This is a genomic window from Vibrio sp. V19_P1S1T109, assembly GCF_002241375.1.
GTDB lineage: Bacteria > Pseudomonadota > Gammaproteobacteria > Enterobacterales > Vibrionaceae > Vibrio > Vibrio anguillarum.
On record NZ_NDIM01000015.1, the window covers coordinates 1 to 20896 of the forward strand.

General features: G+C 44.7%; 18 protein-coding genes. 7 read left to right on the forward strand and 11 right to left on the reverse strand.

Annotated features, from left to right (window positions below):
• Both B9J87_RS01075 and B9J87_RS01080 read left to right on the forward strand, forming a co-directional pair.
• Positions 1-1341 carry a cytochrome ubiquinol oxidase subunit I gene (locus B9J87_RS01075; RefSeq protein WP_094149208.1) on the forward strand — a complete coding sequence of 447 codons (1341 nt, stop codon included), beginning with the start codon at positions 1-3 and terminating at the stop codon, positions 1339-1341.
• Positions 1338-2330, forward strand: coding sequence for a cytochrome d ubiquinol oxidase subunit II (locus B9J87_RS01080; protein WP_094149209.1), 993 nt, complete (start codon positions 1338-1340; stop codon positions 2328-2330). Before B9J87_RS01075 ends, B9J87_RS01080 begins: the two co-directional genes overlap by 4 nt.
• A 63-nt stretch (positions 2331-2393) precedes the next feature.
• On the opposite strand, the gene B9J87_RS01085 is transcribed toward B9J87_RS01080, so the two are convergent.
• Entirely contained in the window at positions 2394-4025 is a 1632-nt protein-coding gene (locus tag B9J87_RS01085) for a methyl-accepting chemotaxis protein (RefSeq protein ID WP_094149210.1), read from the reverse strand.
• A 463-nt stretch (positions 4026-4488) separates the two neighbouring features.
• Here B9J87_RS01085 and B9J87_RS01095 point away from each other — a divergent pair, with 463 nt between their 5' ends.
• Positions 4489-5256 (forward strand): potassium channel family protein, encoded by a 768-nt coding sequence (locus B9J87_RS01095; RefSeq protein WP_019282399.1) that lies wholly within the window; start codon positions 4489-4491, stop codon positions 5254-5256.
• A 46-nt stretch (positions 5257-5302) separates the two neighbouring features.
• On the opposite strand, the gene B9J87_RS01100 is transcribed toward B9J87_RS01095, so the two are convergent.
• The 3 genes from B9J87_RS01100 to B9J87_RS01110 all read right to left on the reverse strand — a co-directional run bounded on the left by B9J87_RS01100 (position 5303) and on the right by B9J87_RS01110 (position 9390).
• On the reverse strand, positions 5303-6691 hold the full coding sequence (locus tag B9J87_RS01100; protein ID WP_254918083.1) for an EAL domain-containing protein: 1389 nt from the start codon (positions 6689-6691) through the stop codon (positions 5303-5305).
• A 254-nt stretch (positions 6692-6945) separates the two neighbouring features.
• Positions 6946-7866: an aminoimidazole riboside kinase gene (locus B9J87_RS01105; protein WP_094149213.1), complete on the reverse strand. Its 921-nt coding sequence runs from the start codon at positions 7864-7866 to the stop codon at positions 6946-6948.
• Between the two features lie 84 nt (positions 7867-7950).
• Complete coding sequence (locus B9J87_RS01110) at positions 7951-9390, reverse strand: sucrose-specific PTS transporter subunit IIBC (RefSeq protein WP_026028729.1); 1440 nt, start codon at positions 9388-9390, stop codon at positions 7951-7953.
• Between the two features lie 273 nt (positions 9391-9663).
• Between B9J87_RS01110 and B9J87_RS01115 the strand changes: the two genes are divergently transcribed.
• The 4 genes from B9J87_RS01115 to B9J87_RS01130 all read left to right on the forward strand — a co-directional run bounded on the left by B9J87_RS01115 (position 9664) and on the right by B9J87_RS01130 (position 14993).
• Positions 9664-10650, forward strand: coding sequence for a LacI family DNA-binding transcriptional regulator (locus B9J87_RS01115; protein WP_094149214.1), 987 nt, complete (start codon positions 9664-9666; stop codon positions 10648-10650).
• Positions 10651-10768: 118 nt separating this feature from the next.
• Positions 10769-12448, forward strand: a complete 1680-nt coding sequence (locus B9J87_RS01120; RefSeq protein ID WP_094149215.1) for a glycoside hydrolase family 32 protein — start codon at positions 10769-10771, stop codon at positions 12446-12448.
• A gap of 249 nt (positions 12449-12697) precedes the next feature.
• Positions 12698-14236 (forward strand): methyl-accepting chemotaxis protein, encoded by a 1539-nt coding sequence (locus tag B9J87_RS01125; protein WP_094149216.1) that lies wholly within the window; start codon positions 12698-12700, stop codon positions 14234-14236.
• Positions 14237-14261: 25 nt separating this feature from the next.
• Positions 14262-14993, forward strand: coding sequence for a transporter substrate-binding domain-containing protein (locus B9J87_RS01130; protein ID WP_013856728.1), 732 nt, complete (start codon positions 14262-14264; stop codon positions 14991-14993).
• 94 nt (positions 14994-15087) lie between these two features.
• Here the strand turns inward: B9J87_RS01130 and trhO are convergent, their stop codons facing one another.
• From trhO to B9J87_RS01165, 7 genes are all read right to left on the reverse strand, one after another.
• Positions 15088-16071, reverse strand: coding sequence for an oxygen-dependent tRNA uridine(34) hydroxylase TrhO (trhO, locus tag B9J87_RS01135; protein ID WP_026027546.1), 984 nt, complete (start codon positions 16069-16071; stop codon positions 15088-15090).
• Positions 16072-16161: 90 nt separating this feature from the next.
• Positions 16162-16944, reverse strand: a complete 783-nt coding sequence (locus B9J87_RS01140) for a heme ABC transporter ATP-binding protein (RefSeq protein WP_010319753.1) — start codon at positions 16942-16944, stop codon at positions 16162-16164.
• Complete coding sequence (locus tag B9J87_RS01145; RefSeq protein WP_232471681.1) at positions 16941-17885, reverse strand: FecCD family ABC transporter permease; 945 nt, start codon at positions 17883-17885, stop codon at positions 16941-16943. Before B9J87_RS01145 ends, B9J87_RS01140 begins: the two co-directional genes overlap by 4 nt.
• A 100-nt stretch (positions 17886-17985) precedes the next feature.
• Complete coding sequence (locus B9J87_RS01150; protein ID WP_094149217.1) at positions 17986-18834, reverse strand: heme/hemin ABC transporter substrate-binding protein; 849 nt, start codon at positions 18832-18834, stop codon at positions 17986-17988.
• 51 nt (positions 18835-18885) lie between these two features.
• Positions 18886-19296, reverse strand: coding sequence for an ExbD/TolR family protein (locus B9J87_RS01155; protein WP_017043643.1), 411 nt, complete (start codon positions 19294-19296; stop codon positions 18886-18888).
• Positions 19293-20000: a MotA/TolQ/ExbB proton channel family protein gene (locus tag B9J87_RS01160; protein WP_094149218.1), complete on the reverse strand. Its 708-nt coding sequence runs from the start codon at positions 19998-20000 to the stop codon at positions 19293-19295. The genes B9J87_RS01155 and B9J87_RS01160 overlap by 4 nt, the downstream gene beginning before the upstream one ends.
• Positions 20000-20707, reverse strand: coding sequence for an energy transducer TonB (locus B9J87_RS01165; RefSeq protein ID WP_176429454.1), 708 nt, complete (start codon positions 20705-20707; stop codon positions 20000-20002). The genes B9J87_RS01160 and B9J87_RS01165 overlap by 1 nt, the downstream gene beginning before the upstream one ends.
• Positions 20708-20896 lie beyond the last annotated feature (189 nt).

A 20896-nucleotide genomic window follows, 5' to 3' on the forward strand; every position in this document is an offset into this window, starting at 1 on the left:
ATGTTAGAGACCCTCATGTTGTCGCGGATCCAGTTTGCCGCCAATATCAGTTTTCATATTTTATTTCCAACCATTACGATTGCGCTTGCATGGGTGATGGTGTTTTTTAAGTGGCGTTTTGTACGAACGCAAGCTCAGTTGTGGTTGGACTTATATTATTTCTGGGTCAAGATCTTTGCCCTGACTTTTGCGCTCGGTGTTGTTTCTGGTATCACGATGAGTTTTCAATTTGGGACTAACTGGCCAGGATTCATGGAGAGAGTCGGTAACGTCGCTGGGCCATTGTTAGGCTACGAAGTGATGACGGCCTTTTTTATGGAAGCGACTTTCCTTGGCGTGATGCTTTTTGGGCGTGGAAGAGTACCTGAATGGGTGCATACCTTAGCAACCGTGCTGGTGGCGATAGGCACATCACTCTCTGCTTTTTGGATTTTAGTTTTAAATAGTTGGATGCATACACCTGCTGGTTATGAAGTGATTGAAGGCATTGTTCATGTCACCAGTTGGAAGGAGGTTATTTTTAATCCTTCTATGCCGTATCGGCTTGCACATATGTTGCTGGCTTCTTTACTCACCGCAAGTTTTGTCATTGCAGGGATCTCTGCTTACCAATTTTTGCGTAATTCACAACTGGAAGCAGCGAAAGTGGGCCTTAGAGTCGGCATTATTCTCGCGGCCATTGCTATACCAATACAAATTTTTGTTGGCGATTTACACGGTTTAAATACGTTAAAACACCAACCCGCTAAAATTGCCGCGATGGAAGGGGTGTGGGATACGGAGCAAGGAGCACCGTTACTCTTGTTCGCTTGGCCTGATGAAGTCACGCGTAGCAATCACTTTGAACTCGGTATTCCTAAATTAGCCAGCTTGATACTCACACATGACCTCGACGGTGAAATTGTGGGTTTAAATCAATTCGCACCGGACCATCCCCCGGTTAAGCCACTATTCTTTGGCTTTCGAATTATGGTCGGAATTGGCGTGCTGATGCTGCTAGTGAGCTGGTTTGGTGCATGGCGTTTAATTCGTAAAAAAACCTTACCCAAGTTCTACCTTTATACCGTTGTCGCGATGACGTTTTCGGGATGGGTAGCCACATTAGCAGGGTGGTATGTTACTGAAATTGGCCGTCAACCATGGCTTGTCAGTGGTGTATTGCGTACTTCTGATGCAGTTACTGCGATTGGAAGTGGTTCTGTTGTGCTGTCATTAGCCATGTATTTAACCATTTATGCCGTATTGCTAGTTGCTTATATTCATACACTGTTTTATTTAGCAAGGCAGTTCTCTACAAGCATAACGATTCAACCGATTGACGAGCAAAAGGCACCATTATGATCTCTTATCTACCGGAAATTTATCTTTTACTGCTTGGTTTTAGCGTTTTCATGTATGCGGTACTTGATGGTTATGATTTGGGTGTCGGTATTTTATTACCCCAAGATAATGAGCAACAGCGCGATAGAATGATCGCCTCCATCGGCCCTTTCTGGGATGCCAATGAAACATGGCTAGTGCTAGGCGTTGGTATTTTATTGATTGCGTTTCCAAGTGCACATAGCTTGATTTTGACAGAGCTGTATTTACCCACCGCACTGATGCTGATCGCATTGATTATGCGTGGTGTCGCGTTTGATTTTCGTGCAAAAGCGAAAGCGGATCATAAAGACCACTGGGACTTGTGTTTTAAAACCGGTTCTTTACTTGCCGCACTAACCCAAGGTTACATGATTGGGCGGTATGTGATGAGCTTTGAGGAGTCGATGCAGGCTTATGGCTTTGCACTACTCAGTTCGCTGTGCGTGACGGCCGCTTATGTTTATATCGGTGGAGCTTGGCTGGTGTTAAAGACCGAAGGCGCGTTACAAATTCGAGCGGCGCGCTGGTCACGCCGTGCGGGCTGGTTGGCCGCGCTGGGCATTTTTTCAGTCAGTATTGTTAACCCGTTATTTAATCCACTGGTCGCGGAACGTTGGTTTAGTTTCCCTGAAATGCTGTTATTAGCTCCTGTTCCGCTGGTGGTGTTAGTTACGATTTTTATGGTTGATCGCTATTTAAAAAGAGTGCCTGTAGTGAATGATATGGGAGTTCAATGGCCATTTTTTGGCGTGATGCTAATTTTTGCATTAAGCTTTCTTGGATTAGCCTATAGCTTTTTCCCTGATGTCGTCCCCGGGATAATGACGGCTCAAGAATCAGCCGCCTCTACGGCTAGCTTATTGGTAGTGGGCATTGGTGTCGTGATTGTGATGCCGATGATCTTGCTGTACACCTTTGTGGTTTACCGAATCTTTAAAGGTAAAGCGACAGATTTAAGCTATAAATAGCAAGAGAATGGATACTATAACGGCCTCAAAAGAGGCCGTTATTTTTAAACCCACGATATGAGGTTAGACTTGGAAGCGACGTACCGTATTTTGTAGCATTGCTGCCAACTGGCTAAGTTCGACGCACGCTTGAGCAGCGCTGGAAGAACCTTGTGCAACTTGCTTAGCTGATTCACTAATGCGTTCGATATTGCGACTGAGCTCCTCGCTAACCGAATCTTGCTCTCCGCACGCACTGGCGATTTGGATGGTCATATCAGCAATATGCGCGCTTTGATTACTAATGTGGTCAATCGCGATTTGAGTTTGGCCACTTTGCTCCACACATTGTCCCATAAGTACACTGCTTTGTGACGTCGCTTCACGAGCACGCAGTGCGCATGTTTGTAGGCTTTGGATAATATTGACGATGTCGCCCGTCGATTGCTGAGTTTTGCCCGCTAAAGCACGGACTTCATCAGCCACAACCGCAAAACCACGCCCTTGTTCACCAGCACGCGCCGCTTCAATTGCTGCGTTAAGTGCAAGCAAATTGGTTTGGTCGGCGATGTTGCTTATCACGTCAACGACAACGTTAATTTGCTGCGCTTGCTGCTCAAGCTCTAATACGCGTTGTTCTGCTTGATCAATTTCTTGAGTCACAAGAGAGATAGCATTAGCGACGGAATCCATCTGTTTTGATCCAAGGATGGATTGTTGGTTACTTTCACGAGCGGCGTCAGAAGCGACTTCTGTGCTTCGTGCCACTTCTGCAACCGTTGATTTCATTTGCGTCATGGCCGTAGCAATGTGCATCACCTCGACCTGTTGCTCTTGCATGCCCTGTGATGTCTGTTCAGAGACGGCGCTAACTTCATCGACAGCATGAGATAGTTGAGTCGCTCCGGCGATGATCTCTTCCACCATTGAGCGTAAATTCTCTTGCATACTTGAACACGCATCGGCCAATTCACCTAGCTCATCTTGCCCAATATGCTGACGTGTTAATCGATGGCTTAAATTACCTCCAGCAATGGCATTCGCTTGCTGTACAACCAACTGTAGTGGCTGGCAGATTAAGCGAGAAAGTAATAGTGTAATGAACACCATAAACGCTATCAGTGCAACGATGCTGCCTGTGGAAAATGAGGTGATAGCTTGAATAAGCGTCATCAGTTCAGAGCGATTTTTGGCAACAAAGGTTTGGTTTAAATTGAGAAGATCGTCAATCGCACTCTCTAGGCGTTCAAATGTAACCAAAGAGGCTGAAATATCCCCTTGAGCTTTTACGATATTTTGATTGAGGATATCGTCATTAAAAGAGCCAAGCGCAGTCAAGTAGTCACGCCAGAGGTTTTTAACTGGCATAAAAATCGAACGCTCGTGATCGGTCCAAACCGCACGCTCATAGGTGGCTAGTGCACTATCAATTGCTTGATAGTGTTCCTGCATCCAACGAATATCCTCCGTAATTTCGGCTTGATCGGTTGCGGAAAGCAAACTGATTTGAGCACGTCGCACAGAAGCCATATTGTATTTGACGTTATTGACCATCATCATTGATGGGAGTGTGTCATCCGTTAGATTGAGTAGGTCATCTTGTATTTCGTTCAATGAACGATATAGGTAATAACCGAAGGCGATGTTGACTAACGCGATAATAGTAAAGGCAAGCGCAATTTTTTTGCGAATGGCTAAATCTTTTAAAAAAGACATGGTAATAAGTGACCTCGGAGTAAAACAACGGAGTTATACCTGTCCCACTTGCAGCATTGCTGTATTGGTCACGTTCGTTGACGCCAATTCCACCATTTTATTGATGTTTTTTCGGCCTCACTTACTGGTCATCGACAGCATCCTAAGTGGCTTGGGTATCGGGTCACGTCCATATGAAAATAGAGAGATATCCATAAAGTTGTGCATCGTATCACAATTGAAACTTGACTCCTATGGTGTTTTTGAGGTTTTTGTGAGTGAGATATTGGGTGTGAAGAGCTTAGAATAACGCTCAAGACGGTTATTTTAAGCTCTGTTAAGGTCACAATTCTTTACATCTCAACCACCTAGTTTATAGTGATTTCCATTTTGAATTGGGTGCTAATTGGGTAACGAAAGGGATGGTTGTACTGTTCACTTGGTACTTTTGGCGTTAAGGTAAACGGAAAAAGGTATTTGAATCATGAAATTAAAAACACGTTTACAACTACTGTCTGCGATCGAACATAAAACTGAAATTCCGATGCTGCTATTATCGGTAGTGTATGTGATCGTCGCTTTACTACCAGATATTGCACCTTTACAACCCGAAGAGCTTGATTTTCTGGAGCATCTGCTTTGGATTATTTGGGCATTGTTTGCAACGGAGTTACTGGTTAAGGTCTTACTCAGCCCACATCCAGTGCGTTACATGGTAAAAAACTGGCCAGACGTGTTGATTGTGGCCATGCCATTCCTACGTCCGCTCCGTTTTTTACGCATTTTACTGATCTTGCCAAGAGCATGGCGTCAAACAAAGGCGGTGCTGAGGCAAAAAACGCTCAGCTTTATTGGGTTAACCAGCTTATCGACAGTGCTTCTTTCTGCGGCTTTTGTCTATTTGGTCGAAAAAGGCACGGATAGCCCAATCAATGATTTTTCTGATGCGATTTGGTGGGCAATGACTACGATTACTACAGTAGGGTATGGTGATATGTACCCGGTTACCCCGTTTGGTCGTGGTGTTGCGGTCTTTTTAATGCTTACGGGCATAACACTTTTTGGTTTATTGACGGCCAGTGTTGCGTCTTTCTTCATTGAAGATGATGAACAATCAGTGGCGAATCATAGCCAGCATCACAATAAACAACTCAATCAAGTATTAAAACAACTGTCTGCTCATCAGCCAGTTCGAAAACGTTTTCATTTAGCTCGCTACCGTGCTCAGTTGGCTTCTCGTCATAAGAAATAACCACTGAAGTTCTAGTTATCACCGCATTGGAATGCCAGAGATTGATCTAGGTGGTTTTAAGCAGAGTGATAAACTCACTGAGCGGCATAGGTTTATAAAAGAAATAGCCTTGTAAATAGTCAATTTCTCTTTCGTTCAAAAAATCAATTTGATCTTGGGTTTCCACACCTTCGGCGATGGTTTTTAACCCAAGTCGCTTAGCTAAATCGACTAAGTTTTCAACAATATGGCTAGAGATCGCATCACTACCGATCATGGTAATAAAGCTTCTGTCGATTTTTAAAATGTCAAACTTGAACTCTTGCAAATAGTTCAAACTAGAGTGACCTGTACCAAAATCATCAATTGCTAGCAACACACCTATTTTATCCAGTGATTGGAAGAGCTTTTTCGCTTCATCACTATCAGTAACCAGCTCTCTCTCAGTGAGCTCTAACGTTAAAATATGCTTATGATTGTCGAAGGTTTCAATAAAGTGTTTGCAATCATCAAACAAATTGGAAGCTACGCAGTGCTTGGCTGAAATATTAAATCCAATACTGAAATGCTCTGGAAATTGTGACTGATGTAATGAAAGTTCACGCTCTACTTGTGACATTAACTGAGTCGTAATAGGAATGATTAGCCCAGATTCCTCCGCTAAGGGAATAAAAAGATCGGGCCTCACTAATCCATGAACAGGATGTTGCCAACGGGCAAGCACTTCAATATGGCTGAGCTGGCCACTACCATCAACAATCGGTTGTACATACGGAATGAACTCGTTGGATTGAATAGCGCGTTTCACTTCTCCTTGCATTGACGAAGCTTGGCCGAGTTTCCAAAAAACAAATCCGCCTAAACCGATTCCCATTAAGAGAGCTAACATCGCACTGGTTTGTTTGGTGTTTTTAAAATAAAGCCAGTAGTCATCAATAGTTAATAGGGTCGATAGTGAATAAGGGTAGCGTTCTGAAGTATTAATGATTGTGGGAAATAACGGTTCGGAAGTTACAACGCCGGTCTCGTCGAGATGATTTTTACCAACGTGAAAATAAAATTTGCCATAGCCATCTAGTAAAATAAGCATGTTAGTTAGGTAATAGGAACTAACTCCAGTGATCACCATACCCTGTTCATAAGTTCTGTGAAAAGCCAACACAGGCCGGAGAGGTGTGAGTCGATTACCAGTCATTAAATAGAGCTCACCACTGACATAGCTGTCGATTTGGTAGTGATCGTTTACTTGACCGTTTAACGAATTACAATAAATCGTATTTTGTTTGGCTAAATTGATGGTCCGGATATCGGGAGTTGTCGCCACTAGCTCGCGTAAATAATGAATAGCATCTAGGCAATCCATATTGAGATAGGGCGCTGCACGTTCATTGGCAACATGAGCATTTCTTAGCAGTAGATTAATGTAATCCGTACCTTTTACCAAAACGTTTTGCATGTGATGATTCAAATCAGCTCGTGTCTGCCAAGCGATAATTGGGCTAGCTACAACGATGGGCAGTAAGCAAAATAGTAAGCTAACTATCCACCGTCTACATCGTTCATATTTTACAAATGTCTGCATCTGGTCCGAGTGCTATTTGTTTAATCATGCAGTAAGCGTAGCAAATATCCTCTGAAAATCATCCGTTTATTTCGCAGTTTGCTTGAACTTCAACACGACTTACGTCCTTGTAAGTACAAGCCATCATTTTAGCCAATCCATCGATCAAGCATGTGCTTATCTGGTAGCGCTGTCATTGCCCCTTTTTGAGTGGTGGCTAATGCTCCGCAGCCATTAGCCCATTGCACTGCGTTTATGATATTACCCTTAGTAAACCACTCTTTATGTAATGACAACTGGCACAGCAATCCACCGACAAAAGCATCTCCGGCACCTGTTGTATCGATAGGTTTTACGGCTTTTCCCGTAATCATTGTTTGCATCTCTGCGGTGATCACCAGCGCTCCTTTTGCACCTTGAGTAATGACAATCAGCGGAATGTTCAATTCTTTCACTGAGATTAATCCCTGCTCAAGGCTAGGGCGCTGCGTGAGCAAGAGCAGTTCGTCATCGGAAAACTTAACCACATCCGCCATTGCCACTACGCTCATCACCACTGGGATCATCTCTTCGGGGTTAGGCCAGACCTCTTCTCGTAGATTGGGATCAAAACTGACAAATCCCCCATTGGCTTTGATGCGTTTAATCGCTTCAATGGTAGTGCTGCGACTCGGTTCACTGGCCAGTGCAATGGAGCAACAATGCAGCCATTCACCCGCTAAAAAGGTCGGAATGTCTAAACATTGGACGAATTGATCCGCGCTCGGTTTCACCATAAAGGTAAAACTGCGTTCGCCGTGCGAGTCTAAATCGACCACGACGGTTGATGTTCTTTGTTGATCATCCAACTGCAAATATCGGGTGTCCACTTTCTCTTCGGTTAATGTGGATTGCATAAAGCGCCCCATAGGGTCATTACCCACACGGCCAAAAAAGGCGCTATTACCCCCCAATCTTGCGATGGCAACAGCCACATTCGCCGGAGCACCGCCCGGACATTTTAGATAGTGTGCTTCACCATCAGGAATTAAGTCGACGACCGCGTCGCCTGTCACCCAAACTCGATTCATTTTTTCTTCCAATATCCGTGTTATTCGCTGAAGAAATAAGCCCACTCACATCGAGCGGGCTTAGGAGCATAACAGCCTTGGGGGTTACGCTGTTGCTTGTTTATCAAGCTTTGCGCGCTCTTTGGCACCCAAAACAAGTGTTAAGGTAAAGGCAATGACAAAAGAAATCAGCATACCAATCATGTAGTAGCTGATTTTCTCTGGGTTAATGGAAATCACTCCAGGAAGCCCAGCCGCGCCTAACGCTTGTGCTTTGACATTAAACAAGGTAATGAATGCACTGGCACAAGCTGAACCGATGATCGCAGCAATAAATGGGTAGCGAAGTTTCAGGTTTACACCGAACATTGCGGGTTCGGTAATGCCCAGAAGGGCGGTCACACCTGATGGAATCGCAATGCCTTTTAATTTGATATCTTTGGTGTTCATACCAACCGCTAAAGCAGCTGCACCTTGTGCGACGTTTGACATGGCCGCAATAGGAAAAATAAACGTACCGCCAGTAATGGCGATGTCAGCCAATAGTTGTGTTTCGATAGCAATAAAGCTGTGGTGCATGCCAGTAATCACAAACGGTGCGTAGATAAAGCCAAACAGTGCACCACCAATGAAGCCAGCAGAATCGTATAGCCAGTTCAGCCCATCACCCAATAGAAAGCCGATATCGCGGGTAATCGGACCTACCAGAGTGAAGGTTAAAAAGCCTGCAATGAAAATCGAGAGCATAGGCGTCAGTAAATTATCCAGTACAGAAGGGATAATTTTGCGCAGGCCATTTTCGATTTTTGCAAGAATAAAGGCGGAGACTAAAACGGGTAAGACAGAGCCTTGATAGCCGACTTTCTGGATCTCAAAACCAAAAATATTCCAAGTAGGTATGGTGCCTGCGACAGACGCGCCGCCAAATCCCCAACCATTAAGCAGGTCTGGGTGAACCATCAACATACCTAATGCTGCGCCAAGGAATGGGTTGCCGCCGAATTTTTTAGAAGCAGAAAATGCCAACAAAACAGGAAGATAAACAAAAGGGGCGTTAGCGAAGGTGTTGATCATGCTGGCAAGATCAGCCAAGCCCGGGTTGGCATCAATCAGTGACTGCCCTTCGATAAAAAGCCCTGTGGCTGTCAGTACATTGAACAACCCCATCAATAAACCGCCAGCAACGATGGCCGGGATAATAGGGACAAAAATGTCAGACAACCCTTTAACGGCGCGCTGCACTAGGTTCTGCTTTTGTGCACCCGCGCTTGCAACATCATTGGTTGACATTTCAGCAAGGCCGGTCAACTTGGCCATTTCCGCATAAACTTGGTTAACGATACCGGAGCCAAAAATAATTTGATATTGGCCAGCGACTTTGAATTGTCCTTTGACACCTTCAAGTGAATCAATGGCTTGTTCATCAACCAATGCGTCATCTTTTAGCGCTAATCTTAAACGTGTTGCACAGTGAGCAAGGGCTTGGATATTTTCTCTGCCACCTAATTGCTCTAATAATTGTTTTGCTATGACTGGATAGTTCATAACCCACCCCGGTTGTTGTTTGGTATCCAGATGACTTGATCTCTTTAAGATAAGCATGGTGGATAAAATTAAAATAAGTATTTTTGGGAACGTTTGCAGAGTGGATTTTTGATGAATAATTCAAAGTAGTCAAAAGCCAACCATTGATTCTGTGAATTAGATCAGTAAAAGAGAGATCGATAATTCTACAAACAGCGTTAGAATCACACTATTCGATCGTTTGCAGCGCTGAGTTTTGCAAACAATCCCAAAATAGAATGAGTAAGGTTATGTATGTCGAGTTTGCACGATGTCGCTAAGCTGGCCGGAGTTTCTAAATCGACGGTTTCACGCGTTGTAAATGATGAGTATGGTGTTAAAGAGTCTACAAAAATCAAAGTGTTAAAGGCAATTTCCGAATGCGGCTATATGGTCAACCAAGTCGCTAAAGATCTCAAATCACAAAAAACCAATTTAATTGGAGTCATCGTTCCGCGAGTCTCTTCGCATGCGACAGCACAAGGCGTTGATGGTTTAAGTGCCATATTTGAACAAGCGGGCAAACACGTGTTGCTTGCCAATACTCATCAAGATCACGCTAAAGAATTGGAATATATTCAAATATTTAATCAAAAGAGGGTCGAAGGCATTGTACTTTACGCTACACACCTTGATATGCCATTAGTGAAAGCAATCCAACAATCTAATGTCCCGGTGGTATTGGTTGGGCAAGATGGCTCACTGCACGATATCCCAAGTATTGTTCATGATGATCTTCGCGTTGGATTCGAAGCGGGTAAACGGTTGATAGCAAAAGGTTGTCAACACATTGGTTTTATTGGTGTTCAGAGCGATGACGTAGCGGTGGATTGCTTGCGTTCTCAAGGGTTAGAGCAAGCACTGGGTATCAACAATTTAACCCTGTTGTTTCATATGCGTGGTGATTTTTCGATTGAATCTGGTTACTTACAAGCTAAAACATTAATCACTCAATACCCACAATTAGATGGTCTTTTTTGCGCAACCGATAGAATTGCGGTTGGAGCGGTGAAAGCACTGCAAGAGTCTGGGATTCAGGTTGGATCGCAAATAAAAGTATTAGGAGTTGGCAATGATGAGCTCGCATTTGTCAGTAACCCAAGCTTATCAACATTCAACTATGCCTTTGATAAAGCAGGTGAAAATGCAGCCAAGATGTTGCTTGAACGTATTGCTGGTCGTGGGCAGGAGATGAGTAAAGTCGTGTTAACATTCCAAAGTATCGAACGCGAAACCGGCTAAGACTGAAGGTACTTGCTGAGGGGAAGCCCGCATAATTGAGGGCAATATTTCACCAATGCTTGCAAGCAGGCTTATTTTTTTATATTTTGCAATCGTTCCCGAAAATTGAGTGTAAGTCATGTCATTAGAAACAGTGCCAGTGGAAAAAATGTCATTTGAAGAGATGGTGAGATTAGTTGGCGGCCCGGCCAATATTCAGCGAGTACTCGCACCAAGAGGCGAAATCGTTATTGCGCTGCGAGATCCAGCTTTAGTCAATGTTTTGCCGAGTCATATGCGCTTGCGAGAAGTGCTCGGTGAATGGCAGCTTTCATTTTTGATTCAACAAGATAGCATCAATGAATATGCCGATGAACTGATCAACAGTTTAGGCCGAATGATTGATTCTCAGTTGCGGCTTAATGCGTACGCCTATTCCTCGCCAAACGATTGTCCATTTCGTCCTACTTGGCATATTTCTCCGCCGCAAGGGCTGCTCAATGATCCAAACGGTTTCATTTATCACCAAGGAAAATATCATCTTTTTTATCAGTGGTACCCTTATGGGTGTGAGCACAAGGATAAATATTGGGTACAACTGACGAGTACTGATCTTATTCACTGGCAATGGCAAGGTATTGCACTGACTCCATCAGATTGGTACGACAGCCATGGGGTTTTTTCTGGTCATGCTTTAAGTCACAACGATGAGTTGATGCTTTTCTATACTGGCAATGTTCGGTTAGGTGACCAGCGATTGCGTCAAACAACGCAATGTTTAGCCGTGTCGCAAGATGGTCTCCGTTTTGAAAAACGTGGCCCAGTGATCCGTAATTTGCCAACGGGTGTCACGGAACACATTCGCGACCCTAAAATAGTGCGCCACCGAGGCAAATGGCTCATGTTGCTTGGCGCGCAAACAACGCAGTTGCAAGGTCGGCTGGCGATTTACCATTCACATGATCTTAAAGAGTGGCATTTCGATGGTCTATTTGGTGAAGAAATCGCACCGCTAGGTTACATGTGGGAATGCCCTGATATGTTTGAAATTGCGGGCCAAAGTTATTTTGTTTTTGGCCCTCAAGGGATTATTTCAGATAACGTGAACCACACAGTTGTCCATCAAAATCGTATTGCAAAAGTCTTATGGGATGAAAATGATCATCCTCACTTTTGTCATCTGCAACCACTGGATCACGGCTTTGATTTTTATGCCCCTCAAACAATGCAAACGGCAGACGGGCGGCGCGTCTTGTGTGCATGGATGGGGCTGCCTGACGAAATTAATCATCCTAGTTGTGACAACGGCTGGCTGCATCAACTTACGGCACTGCGAGAGTTGAGTCTTGAGAATGGTCAAATTATTCAAAGGCCTATAAGGGAGCTAGAGCAGTTATGCCACCACCCGTTAAGTTTGGAGTTGAGCGATAAATGCACCATTCTCAACACCAAAAGTTTTGAAATGTGCATCACTTTGCCTTGGGGGGCAAGCTTACGTTTGTTTGAAAAAGATGAGCAATACGTTGAACTGAGTTTAGATGCCCAGCAAAAAGTATTACGTTTTGATCGTTCCCATACTTTGATACGTCAAGGTGATGTGATTCGTGAATTGGCCTTAGAGTGTGAACAGGTTGAGCTGCAGATTCTCGCGGATAATTCTTCATTAGAAGTGTTCATCAACGGCGGAAAAGCAGTGATGAGTGCAAGGGTGTTTACCGAACAAGAGGCGACAGGGGTATCACTATTAAATGCGTTGGTTACGGCCAAATACTCTTCTATCCAGCCAGTCAGCGCTTCTTCATTCGCTACTCAATTCTAAATTAAGCCGAAAGTAAACTTTCGGCTTAAAAAATAATAGCCTTTTTCTTTCTTGGTCTATCCTTAAGTAAAAGATAAGTGAGATCAACATGATCGGTATGAGTTCAGACAATAGCAGAGATGATATTGACCTCTCTTCTGGTCTGCATTGTCCTATTCATTAAACACAAGAGTCAGATGGTTATCATGCGGTGCGATGAAGCCAACGCACAGTGCTTAACTCATACCATTGATTAAGGCGAAATGAAGTATGTGGAAAAGTGTCAAAGTGATCTTTGTTACCCAAGTTGTTCTGGCAGTGTCCATTGTGTTGGGCATTTCTAGTTACATTGATTACCAGTCAAAGAAAGCGGAGCTACAGCATAGCCTAGATACATCAATCTTGAATGCAAAAGAGCGTTTGAGCTACAGCCTACCTAAAGCAATTTGGGATTTTGATTTACATGCCGCCAAACTCACTATTTCAGCAGAGTTAAATAACCCAGACATACAAGCGGTTAGAGTGAAAGATGCGGGTGGTACACCGCTTCTTTTCCTGAGTACATCACCCGACTCTCAAGATGTGAAAGAGATGGAGCCCAATGAGGGGAAACAATACGAATCCATGCTCTCTTCGGTGCAAAAGATCACCTTTGTTGAGTATGAAAAGGAAAATGAAGTTGGTCAGGTAGAGCTTTTCTATAACACAGATAGGCTAGAAAAAACCTTGTTACAAAGTCTGCAATATAGCCTGATTGAGTTGCTGATTTTAGATAGCGTAATGATTGTATTCCTAATTTTGGCGTTAACGAAAACCGTCCTTCGCCCGCTCAACGATTTGACAGAGCGAGTGGCCGATCTTGCAACCGGTGAAGGGGATTTAAGTCGTATCATTCCAGAACCCAAATATAGAGAGTTTTCGCAGATCATCCGCAGTATTAATCATTTTACGGAGTCGCTAAGGGAGATAGTTGTACAAGTAACGAATGCTTCTGTGCAGTTAAAAGACACCGCAGAGATGAGTGGTCAGGTTGCCATGAGAAATGCGCAGCAAATTGATCAACAAAAACACAGTTTATCGACCGTCGCTGCCGCTTCCACACAGATGAGTCAGTCGGTGGCAACAGTGGCTGAAACCGCTAATGACGCCGCAAGGCAAGCAAGTGAGGCTTCTCAATTGGTCGATAATGTTTACCACTCAATAGAACGCTCTGCCGCCGAGATTGTAAACATGCGTTCCGAAATGGGTTCGGTAAACGCGGAGATGCATAAGCTGCTTGATGAAGGGCGAAAAATATCAACGGTGGTCGGGGTGATTAATGACATTTCCGAGCAAACCAACTTGCTGGCACTGAACGCTGCTATTGAAGCGGCACGCGCAGGTGAGCATGGTCGTGGTTTTGCAGTAGTGGCTGACGAAGTGCGCAACCTTTCGACCAAAACCAGCCAATCCACCGAACAGATCCAAACCAATATTCGCTCACTTAGCAGTGCAACAGAATCGGTTGAGCAAGAAATTATTCGCATCTCTAATTTGTTAGAAAGCACCGCTAAGCGAGTATCAGAGTCACAACATTCTGTTGAGCAGGTGAAAAATACTATCTCTGAAATTTCTGAAAGAAATGGAGAGATTTCGCATGCCACAGAAGAGCAGAAACAAGCCATTGATGAAGTCAGTCAGGCGATTGTTGAAGCATCAGAGGCCACTAATGAGCTGTCGAGTAGTGGTCAAGATAATGCTCAGAGAACGAAAGAAGTTCTTCAACTGAGCTCAAACATTAAAACTCATATGCGTAAGTTCAAAACATAAGTTCCACCTTCAAGGAGAAGAAAGTATGAAGCGTCTGTTGATCTTTATTTTCAGTATGATGATGGCCTTACCGAGTAGCTTTGCTGCTACTATTACGGCTGCGCAAGATCCATGGCCACCGTTTATTTCACCGGATAAAAGCATGCCGGGGCTATCGGTAGAAATCGCTGTTGCGGCTATGAAAACACAGGGCTATGACGTCAATTTTCAAATCATGCCTTGGTCACGAGCATTAGATGAGGTGAGTAAAGGCAGAATTGATCTGTTGCCTGCAACTTGGTATACGCAGGAGAGAACGGCTTATTTACTTTACAGTGATTCATATTTAGAAAATGAACTGAGCTTTATTAAAAGAGCAGGCGATGCTTTCGAATTTTCAGGTTTAAATAGTTTGAGTGGCAAACAAGTTGGCATCGTTAGGGGCTATGGTTATGGGGATGACTTTTTATCCGCCACTAATTTCAACAAACCAGACGCTAATGATCTCACGACTAACTTGAAGAAACTGCAGGCCAAACGAATTGATCTTACCCTTGAAGATAAGTTGGTTGCGTTATCGACCATGAAAGAGGCGGGCTTAAATAGCAGTGATTTTCAGTTTACCACGGCATCTTTGTCTAAAAATCCTTTACATGTTACCTCAGGCAAAGCGAACCCTAATGCGCAGAAATATATTGATGCGTATAACAAAGGGTTAGCCACGATTAAAGCTGACGGAACATTTGATGCCATTTTAGCGAAATACGGTATTCAGTGATTTTTTTTTAAAAAAAAGGCCGCAGTTTTAACGCTGCGGCCTTTTTCTATTCCAATAGGATTTGAATCCTTTGAAGTAAGCATTGGGGTAAATATTAGCGCTTTGAGCCGCGCTGCTCAGCTTTACGTGCTAATTTTTGCGCACGCTTTTGCTCGATCAGTGATGCGGTATCGCCGCCAATGTGTGCTTCGCCACGCTGTTTTGCGAGCTGAACTTGTTTTTCTCGCTCACGGAAACGGGCCAGTTGTTCCGCAGAGTGAGTACCGAAGCAGGATGGGCAACTGACGCCTTGCTCGTAGACTTCGCTCTGTTTGTCTTCATCGGTAATCGGCAAACGGCAAGCGTTACATACATCGTAGTGACTCTCTTTTAAAGCGTGCCCTACAGCCACTCTGCCATCAAACACATAGCAGTCACCTTGCCATAAGCTCTCTTCTTGCGGCACTTCTTCTAAGTATTTCAAAATGCCACCTTCGAGATGGTACACCTCATCGAACCCTTGCTCTTTTAAATAAGCCGTGGACTTTTCACAGCGAATCCCGCCAGTACAAAACATCGCGACTTTTTTGTGTTTCTCTGGTGCGAGGTTCTTCTTCACATAATCAGGAAACTCACGAAAGGTTTCAGTGTGTGGGTTAAGCGCATTTTTGAAGGTGCCGATTTGGATTTCATAATCATTACGGGTATCGACAACCAGCACATCAGGGTCTGAAATTAGCGCATTCCAGTTTTCTGGTTTCACGTAAGTGCCCACAACGTGACGAGGGTCAATACCTTCAACGCCCATAGTGACAATCTCTTTTTTTAGCTTCACTTTGGTACGGTTAAATGGCTGCTCTGAGGCTTGTGATTCTTTGTAAACCGTGCCTTTCAAGTTCGGTTCTGCATCAAGCCAAGCTAGTAGCACATCTATCCCTTTGCGTGTTGATGCCACAGTGCCGTTAATTCCTTCACTGGCTAATAATAGCGTGCCACGAATTTGGTTTTCCTCCATTAGTTCAAGAAGCGGTGCTTGCAGCTCTTGGTAGTGATTGAGTTCAACAAACTTATAGAGTGCACAGACGACGTACTGACTCATGGGGTACCTTTTAAAAAACGATATAAAGAATTGGGGCGCATTATAGCGAAGGGACGCGCCCACAAATACGGACAATTATTAAGGACAATATTAGATGGGGTAGACCATTGGGAAATCCATGGTTGGATGTGCGGCGACAAGCGACGAGTAGCCATACACCTGCTCAATTCTTTCTGCATTGAGCGCTTCCCAAGGTGGCGCATCACAAACCAGTTTGCCATTGTGCAGCATCACCATGCGATCTGCATATTGAGCCGCAAGGTTGAGATCGTGCAGCACGACTACAACAGCGCACTGCTCTTGGCGTGCTAATGAACGTGCAATGCGCAGTGTATTGTGCTGGTGAGCCAGATCTAACGCTGACGTTGGTTCATCCAGCATCAGGATTTTTTTGTCACCGGAGTGGTGAAGTTGAGTTAATACCCGCGCCAGATGTAAACGTTGTTTTTCACCACCCGATAAAGCCGGGTAGAGATTGTTCGCTCTATCGCTGATATCGGTTTGTTGCATGTAGTGTAGCGCCACTTCACTGACTTGTTGGTGGCTTAAATTTAATGGCAGTGCGCCTAATTCCACCACTTCTTGAGCGATAAAAGGAAAGCTCAACGTACTTTGCTGCGGAAGAATAGCCAAGTGCTTTGCTAACTCATTCGGTTGCCACAGTGCTTGCGGAACACCGAAGTAAGCCATTTTGCCTGTTGATGAGATTTCACCGCTGAGTATTTTCAGCAAGGTACTTTTTCCAGCACCATTGGGGCCAAGTAACGCTGTGACTTGACCTGAAAAAATCTCAATATCAATCTTATCCAAAATGGTTCGATGGCCAAATTTAACCGATATATTACTGGCTTGGATCGCTGCCGTTGTACTCAAAATACTTTGCCTTTTTGTTGAAACAGAAGATAAAGGAAGAAAGGTGCACCCACCAGCGCAGTCACAATCCCGACAGGCAGCTCCGCAGGTGCCACTGCTATACGGGCAAACATATCGGCGACAGTGAGTAAGAGTGCACCAAGTAAAGCCGAAATGGGGATCAAACTACGGTGATCGGGGCCAACCAGCATCCGGCCTAGATGAGGGATGACCAAACCGATAAAACCAATCATACCCACCGCGCTGACGGTCACTCCAACGCCGAGTGCGCTGAGTAAAATCATTGAACGTTTAAGCCGTTGCACAGAAATGCCTAGATGACGCGCTTCAGACTCGCCAAGTAATAGTGCGTTGAGCGCCATCGCTTGACGGGAGAAACAGACGAGCAGCAGCAGTAAGGTCACAGCGCACAAGAGAATATTTTGCCAGTTTGCACCCGCCAGTGATCCCATTGACCACAATGAGAGATCGCGTAGCATTTGATCGTCTGCAACATAATTCAAATAGCCAATACCCGCCCCCGATAGCGCGCTGATGGCGACGCCTGCGAGTAGCATGATGGTGACGGAAGTACCAAATTTACTGGTGCCTAATCGATAAACCAACAAGGTAGTCAATGCACCGCCTAAAAAGGCAAAAATAGGTACCACCGCAGCGCTCATCCACGGGTTGGAAAACAGCGCTAAATTGGCGAATAGCACAATCGCAAGTGCGGCTCCGAGGGCTGAACCTGCCGAAACACCGATAATGCCAGGCTCAGCTAATGGATTACGAAACAAGCCTTGCATCACCGTTCCGCACAGCGCCAAAATTGCGCCAACCAACAAGCAGAGCAGGGTACGCGGAAAGCGTATTTCGTGGATGACTAAATTGATGTGCGCGGCAATGTCATTGGAGTGCAGCACGAGACTTTTTATGCTGTCACTGAAGCTGATATTCATTGGACCAACGGTGACAGAATAAAGGCTCACTAAGATTACCAAAACTAACAGCGTTGCATTCACCACATTTTTTGAGAGATGACGTAACAAAATAAGCTCCTTAAGGATAGAGCAATGCGTTTAGACGTTGCGCTTCAGCCAAGCTTTTAAGGCCTAACCCGCCGACGAGAGCGTGGCCATCGATGGTGATGATCTGCTTATTTATCCCAGCCGGAGTTGCTACTAATGTCGGTATGGATTGCAAAATGGCCTCTGCTCCTCCGAGTTTTTCATAACTGCGGCCACTGACTAAAATCACGTCCGGTTGCATCTCAATTATCGCTTCCATCGACAGTGGTTTATAAGACGTCACTTGTTCAGCGGCGGGGTTAACCGCGCCAGCCAACTCAATAATGCTGTTTGGTGTGGTGTCACTGCCCGCCACGTTAGCTGCTCGACCTTCGTGGATAAGTAGAAATAGCACTTTTTTCGGTGTCTTGTGGGTAGATTGATGATGGGTTAACGCCGCTATTGTGCTTTGAACTTGCTGTTTGAGCGCTTTAGCTTGAGGCTTTGCATCAGCGAGCTTCGCGATTTGGTCAATGCGTGCCAACAACCCATGTGGTGTGGATTCATCGTTCACCACCTCGACGTTAACGCCAGCGCCTTTAAGCTGTTGCAATGTGCTTTCTGGCCCCATTTCACTAGAACCAATCAATTGTGTTGGTGCTAAGGCTACTAATCCTTCTGCGGATAATTGGCGATGATAACCGATTTTTGGGAGAGCAAGATCGTTTGGAATTTCACTGGTGACATCGACCGCAACAAGTTTATTTTGTGCGCCTAACGCAACGAGGATTTCGGTCACCGCGCTGCCCGCACTGATGATCCGTTCTTGCGCGCAGAGCCAAGGTGAGAAGATGAAGAGCGTTATGGCAACAAGCCAATGAGAAAGAGATTTGTGTGTCATCGTGTTGTACTCATGAAAATCATACGGTTTTTAAAAGCGCGTATGAATAGGCTATTGGGGATGATCGGTTAATAACTGCGTGGCAGCGATGCCATTGTCTTGCAAGAAAGCCAACAATTTAACCAACTGCTGCACTTCAGCGGTTTTGTCTGCGCCAATCACGATCGGGCGATCACTCGCTTTGCTTTGTTCTAACAACGCCAATGTGAAGTTATTCCAATCGATATACTGCTTGCCATCGATAGCCCAGTAAGGTTCGTGCGCCAGAAGATTCACTGTGATTGACTGCTTGTTCACTTCACTCACGGTGGGTGAGTCGGTTGTTGGCAGTGAAACGTCTAATGACTCAAATTTAACCGCGGCTGTAAGCAGTAAAAACACCATGACAATAAAAATGATATCCAACAATGGCGTTAAATCTGGCATTAATGGGGATGAGTGAGAGTGCGGCGTTTTAATCATGATGCATTAACCACATCATTATCAGAGATGTCTTCATACTTAGCTACACGCTCTTGTTTGGTGGTGCAATCATGCTGTAAAGAAACACCTTCGAGCCATAAGTTGACATAATTTAGTGTGTGCTCAAGTTTTGCCATCACTCTGTCAGCCCATACGCCAAGCAATTGAGCGCCGGTAATTGCGGGAAGTGCGATCAGCAAACCTGCAGCCGTGGTTCGCATTGCAATGCCTAGGCCATCCGCAAGGTCGTTTGGCGTAATATTGCCAGAAGAGAGCGCCACCCCTTTGAACATTTCAATCAAACCTAACACAGTGCCAAGTAAGCCTAGCAGCGGGCTGATCACACCAATCAAAGATAAAATACGCAGTCCAGAATGCAGTTGATGACGCTTTTCTTGCAACCAAATGCCCGCCGCATCTTCACGTAATCCTTTAGAGAAATCGTGATGAGCAAGTAGCATGGCAACCCCTTTATAAAGCAATGGGCGCTTGCTGGAGAATTCACTGGCTAACGCCTCAATTTGCGCTGTATTGGTCGGTGATATTTGGTTGAGCGCACTACCAATCGCACCTTTTCCAACACCAAGGCTAAGCAGTACTTGGAAAAGCCGTTCAGTAATGATCATGGTCGCAAGTGCTGAGCAGGCAAAAAGAGGCCAGGCCATCAGGCCAAGTTGTTGTTCTAGTTGAGTAAGTAGTTCCATTATCCTTCCAATTTAAAACGTACTGGGATTTGCACTCGGTGGGCTATTTTTTCACCGTTCACCACTTGAGGAGAGAATTTCCATTGTTTGATGGCATTAAGAGCCGATTCATCCAGCAGCGCCGCGCCCGACGAAGAGAGCAGCACCTGTTTGATTTGGCGGCCGTTTTCGTCTAACCACACCTCATACATAGCGACCCCTTCAATTCCTCGTTTTTGTGCAAGCCTTGGATAAACAGGAGGGGCTGGGCGAGTAACAAAAGACGGCGCATCGACTAATTTCGGTTGATTAGTTGCGCCGCTGCTGCTTGGGGCGGCGGTTTTCGGTGTCGATTCAGCGCTATTTTCATTCTCTACAGAGGATGTCACAGCTTCCTTTACAGGAGTTTGCACTTGTGCTGATTTTGTCGGTATTTTAGGAGCCGGTTTGTCTTTTACCGGTTTTGACAGGCTCTTTTTCTGCACCACTTTTTGCGGCTCTTTTTTTGCTGGTTTGGGTTTGTTGGCTCTCTTTTCTGAAGGTGGGGTTTTTATTGCTTGCTCTTGTACTACCTGAGCTTGAGGTTGAGCCACAAAGTTAATCGACACTGAGGTGGATTGATTTCCAGCAGGCATGGCAAACACTTTTGATTCGTCATCAACAAACAAGATCGCCGCGTGAATCGCGAGAGATAGACTGCCAGCGACAAAGTATCTAGTGAAATTCACGTTGTACTCCATATAAAAACAAAGCGTTCAGAGAGGGGATTATTACTTATCATTCAAATAAGATCAATTATCAATTGCATTATCATTTGCATCAAATTATCATTTTATGAATTAAAGAATGCGCGTAATAACCTCTCATTACGCCTAGGTTTTCTATGAATATTGTGATGAATTTAGATAAATATGATG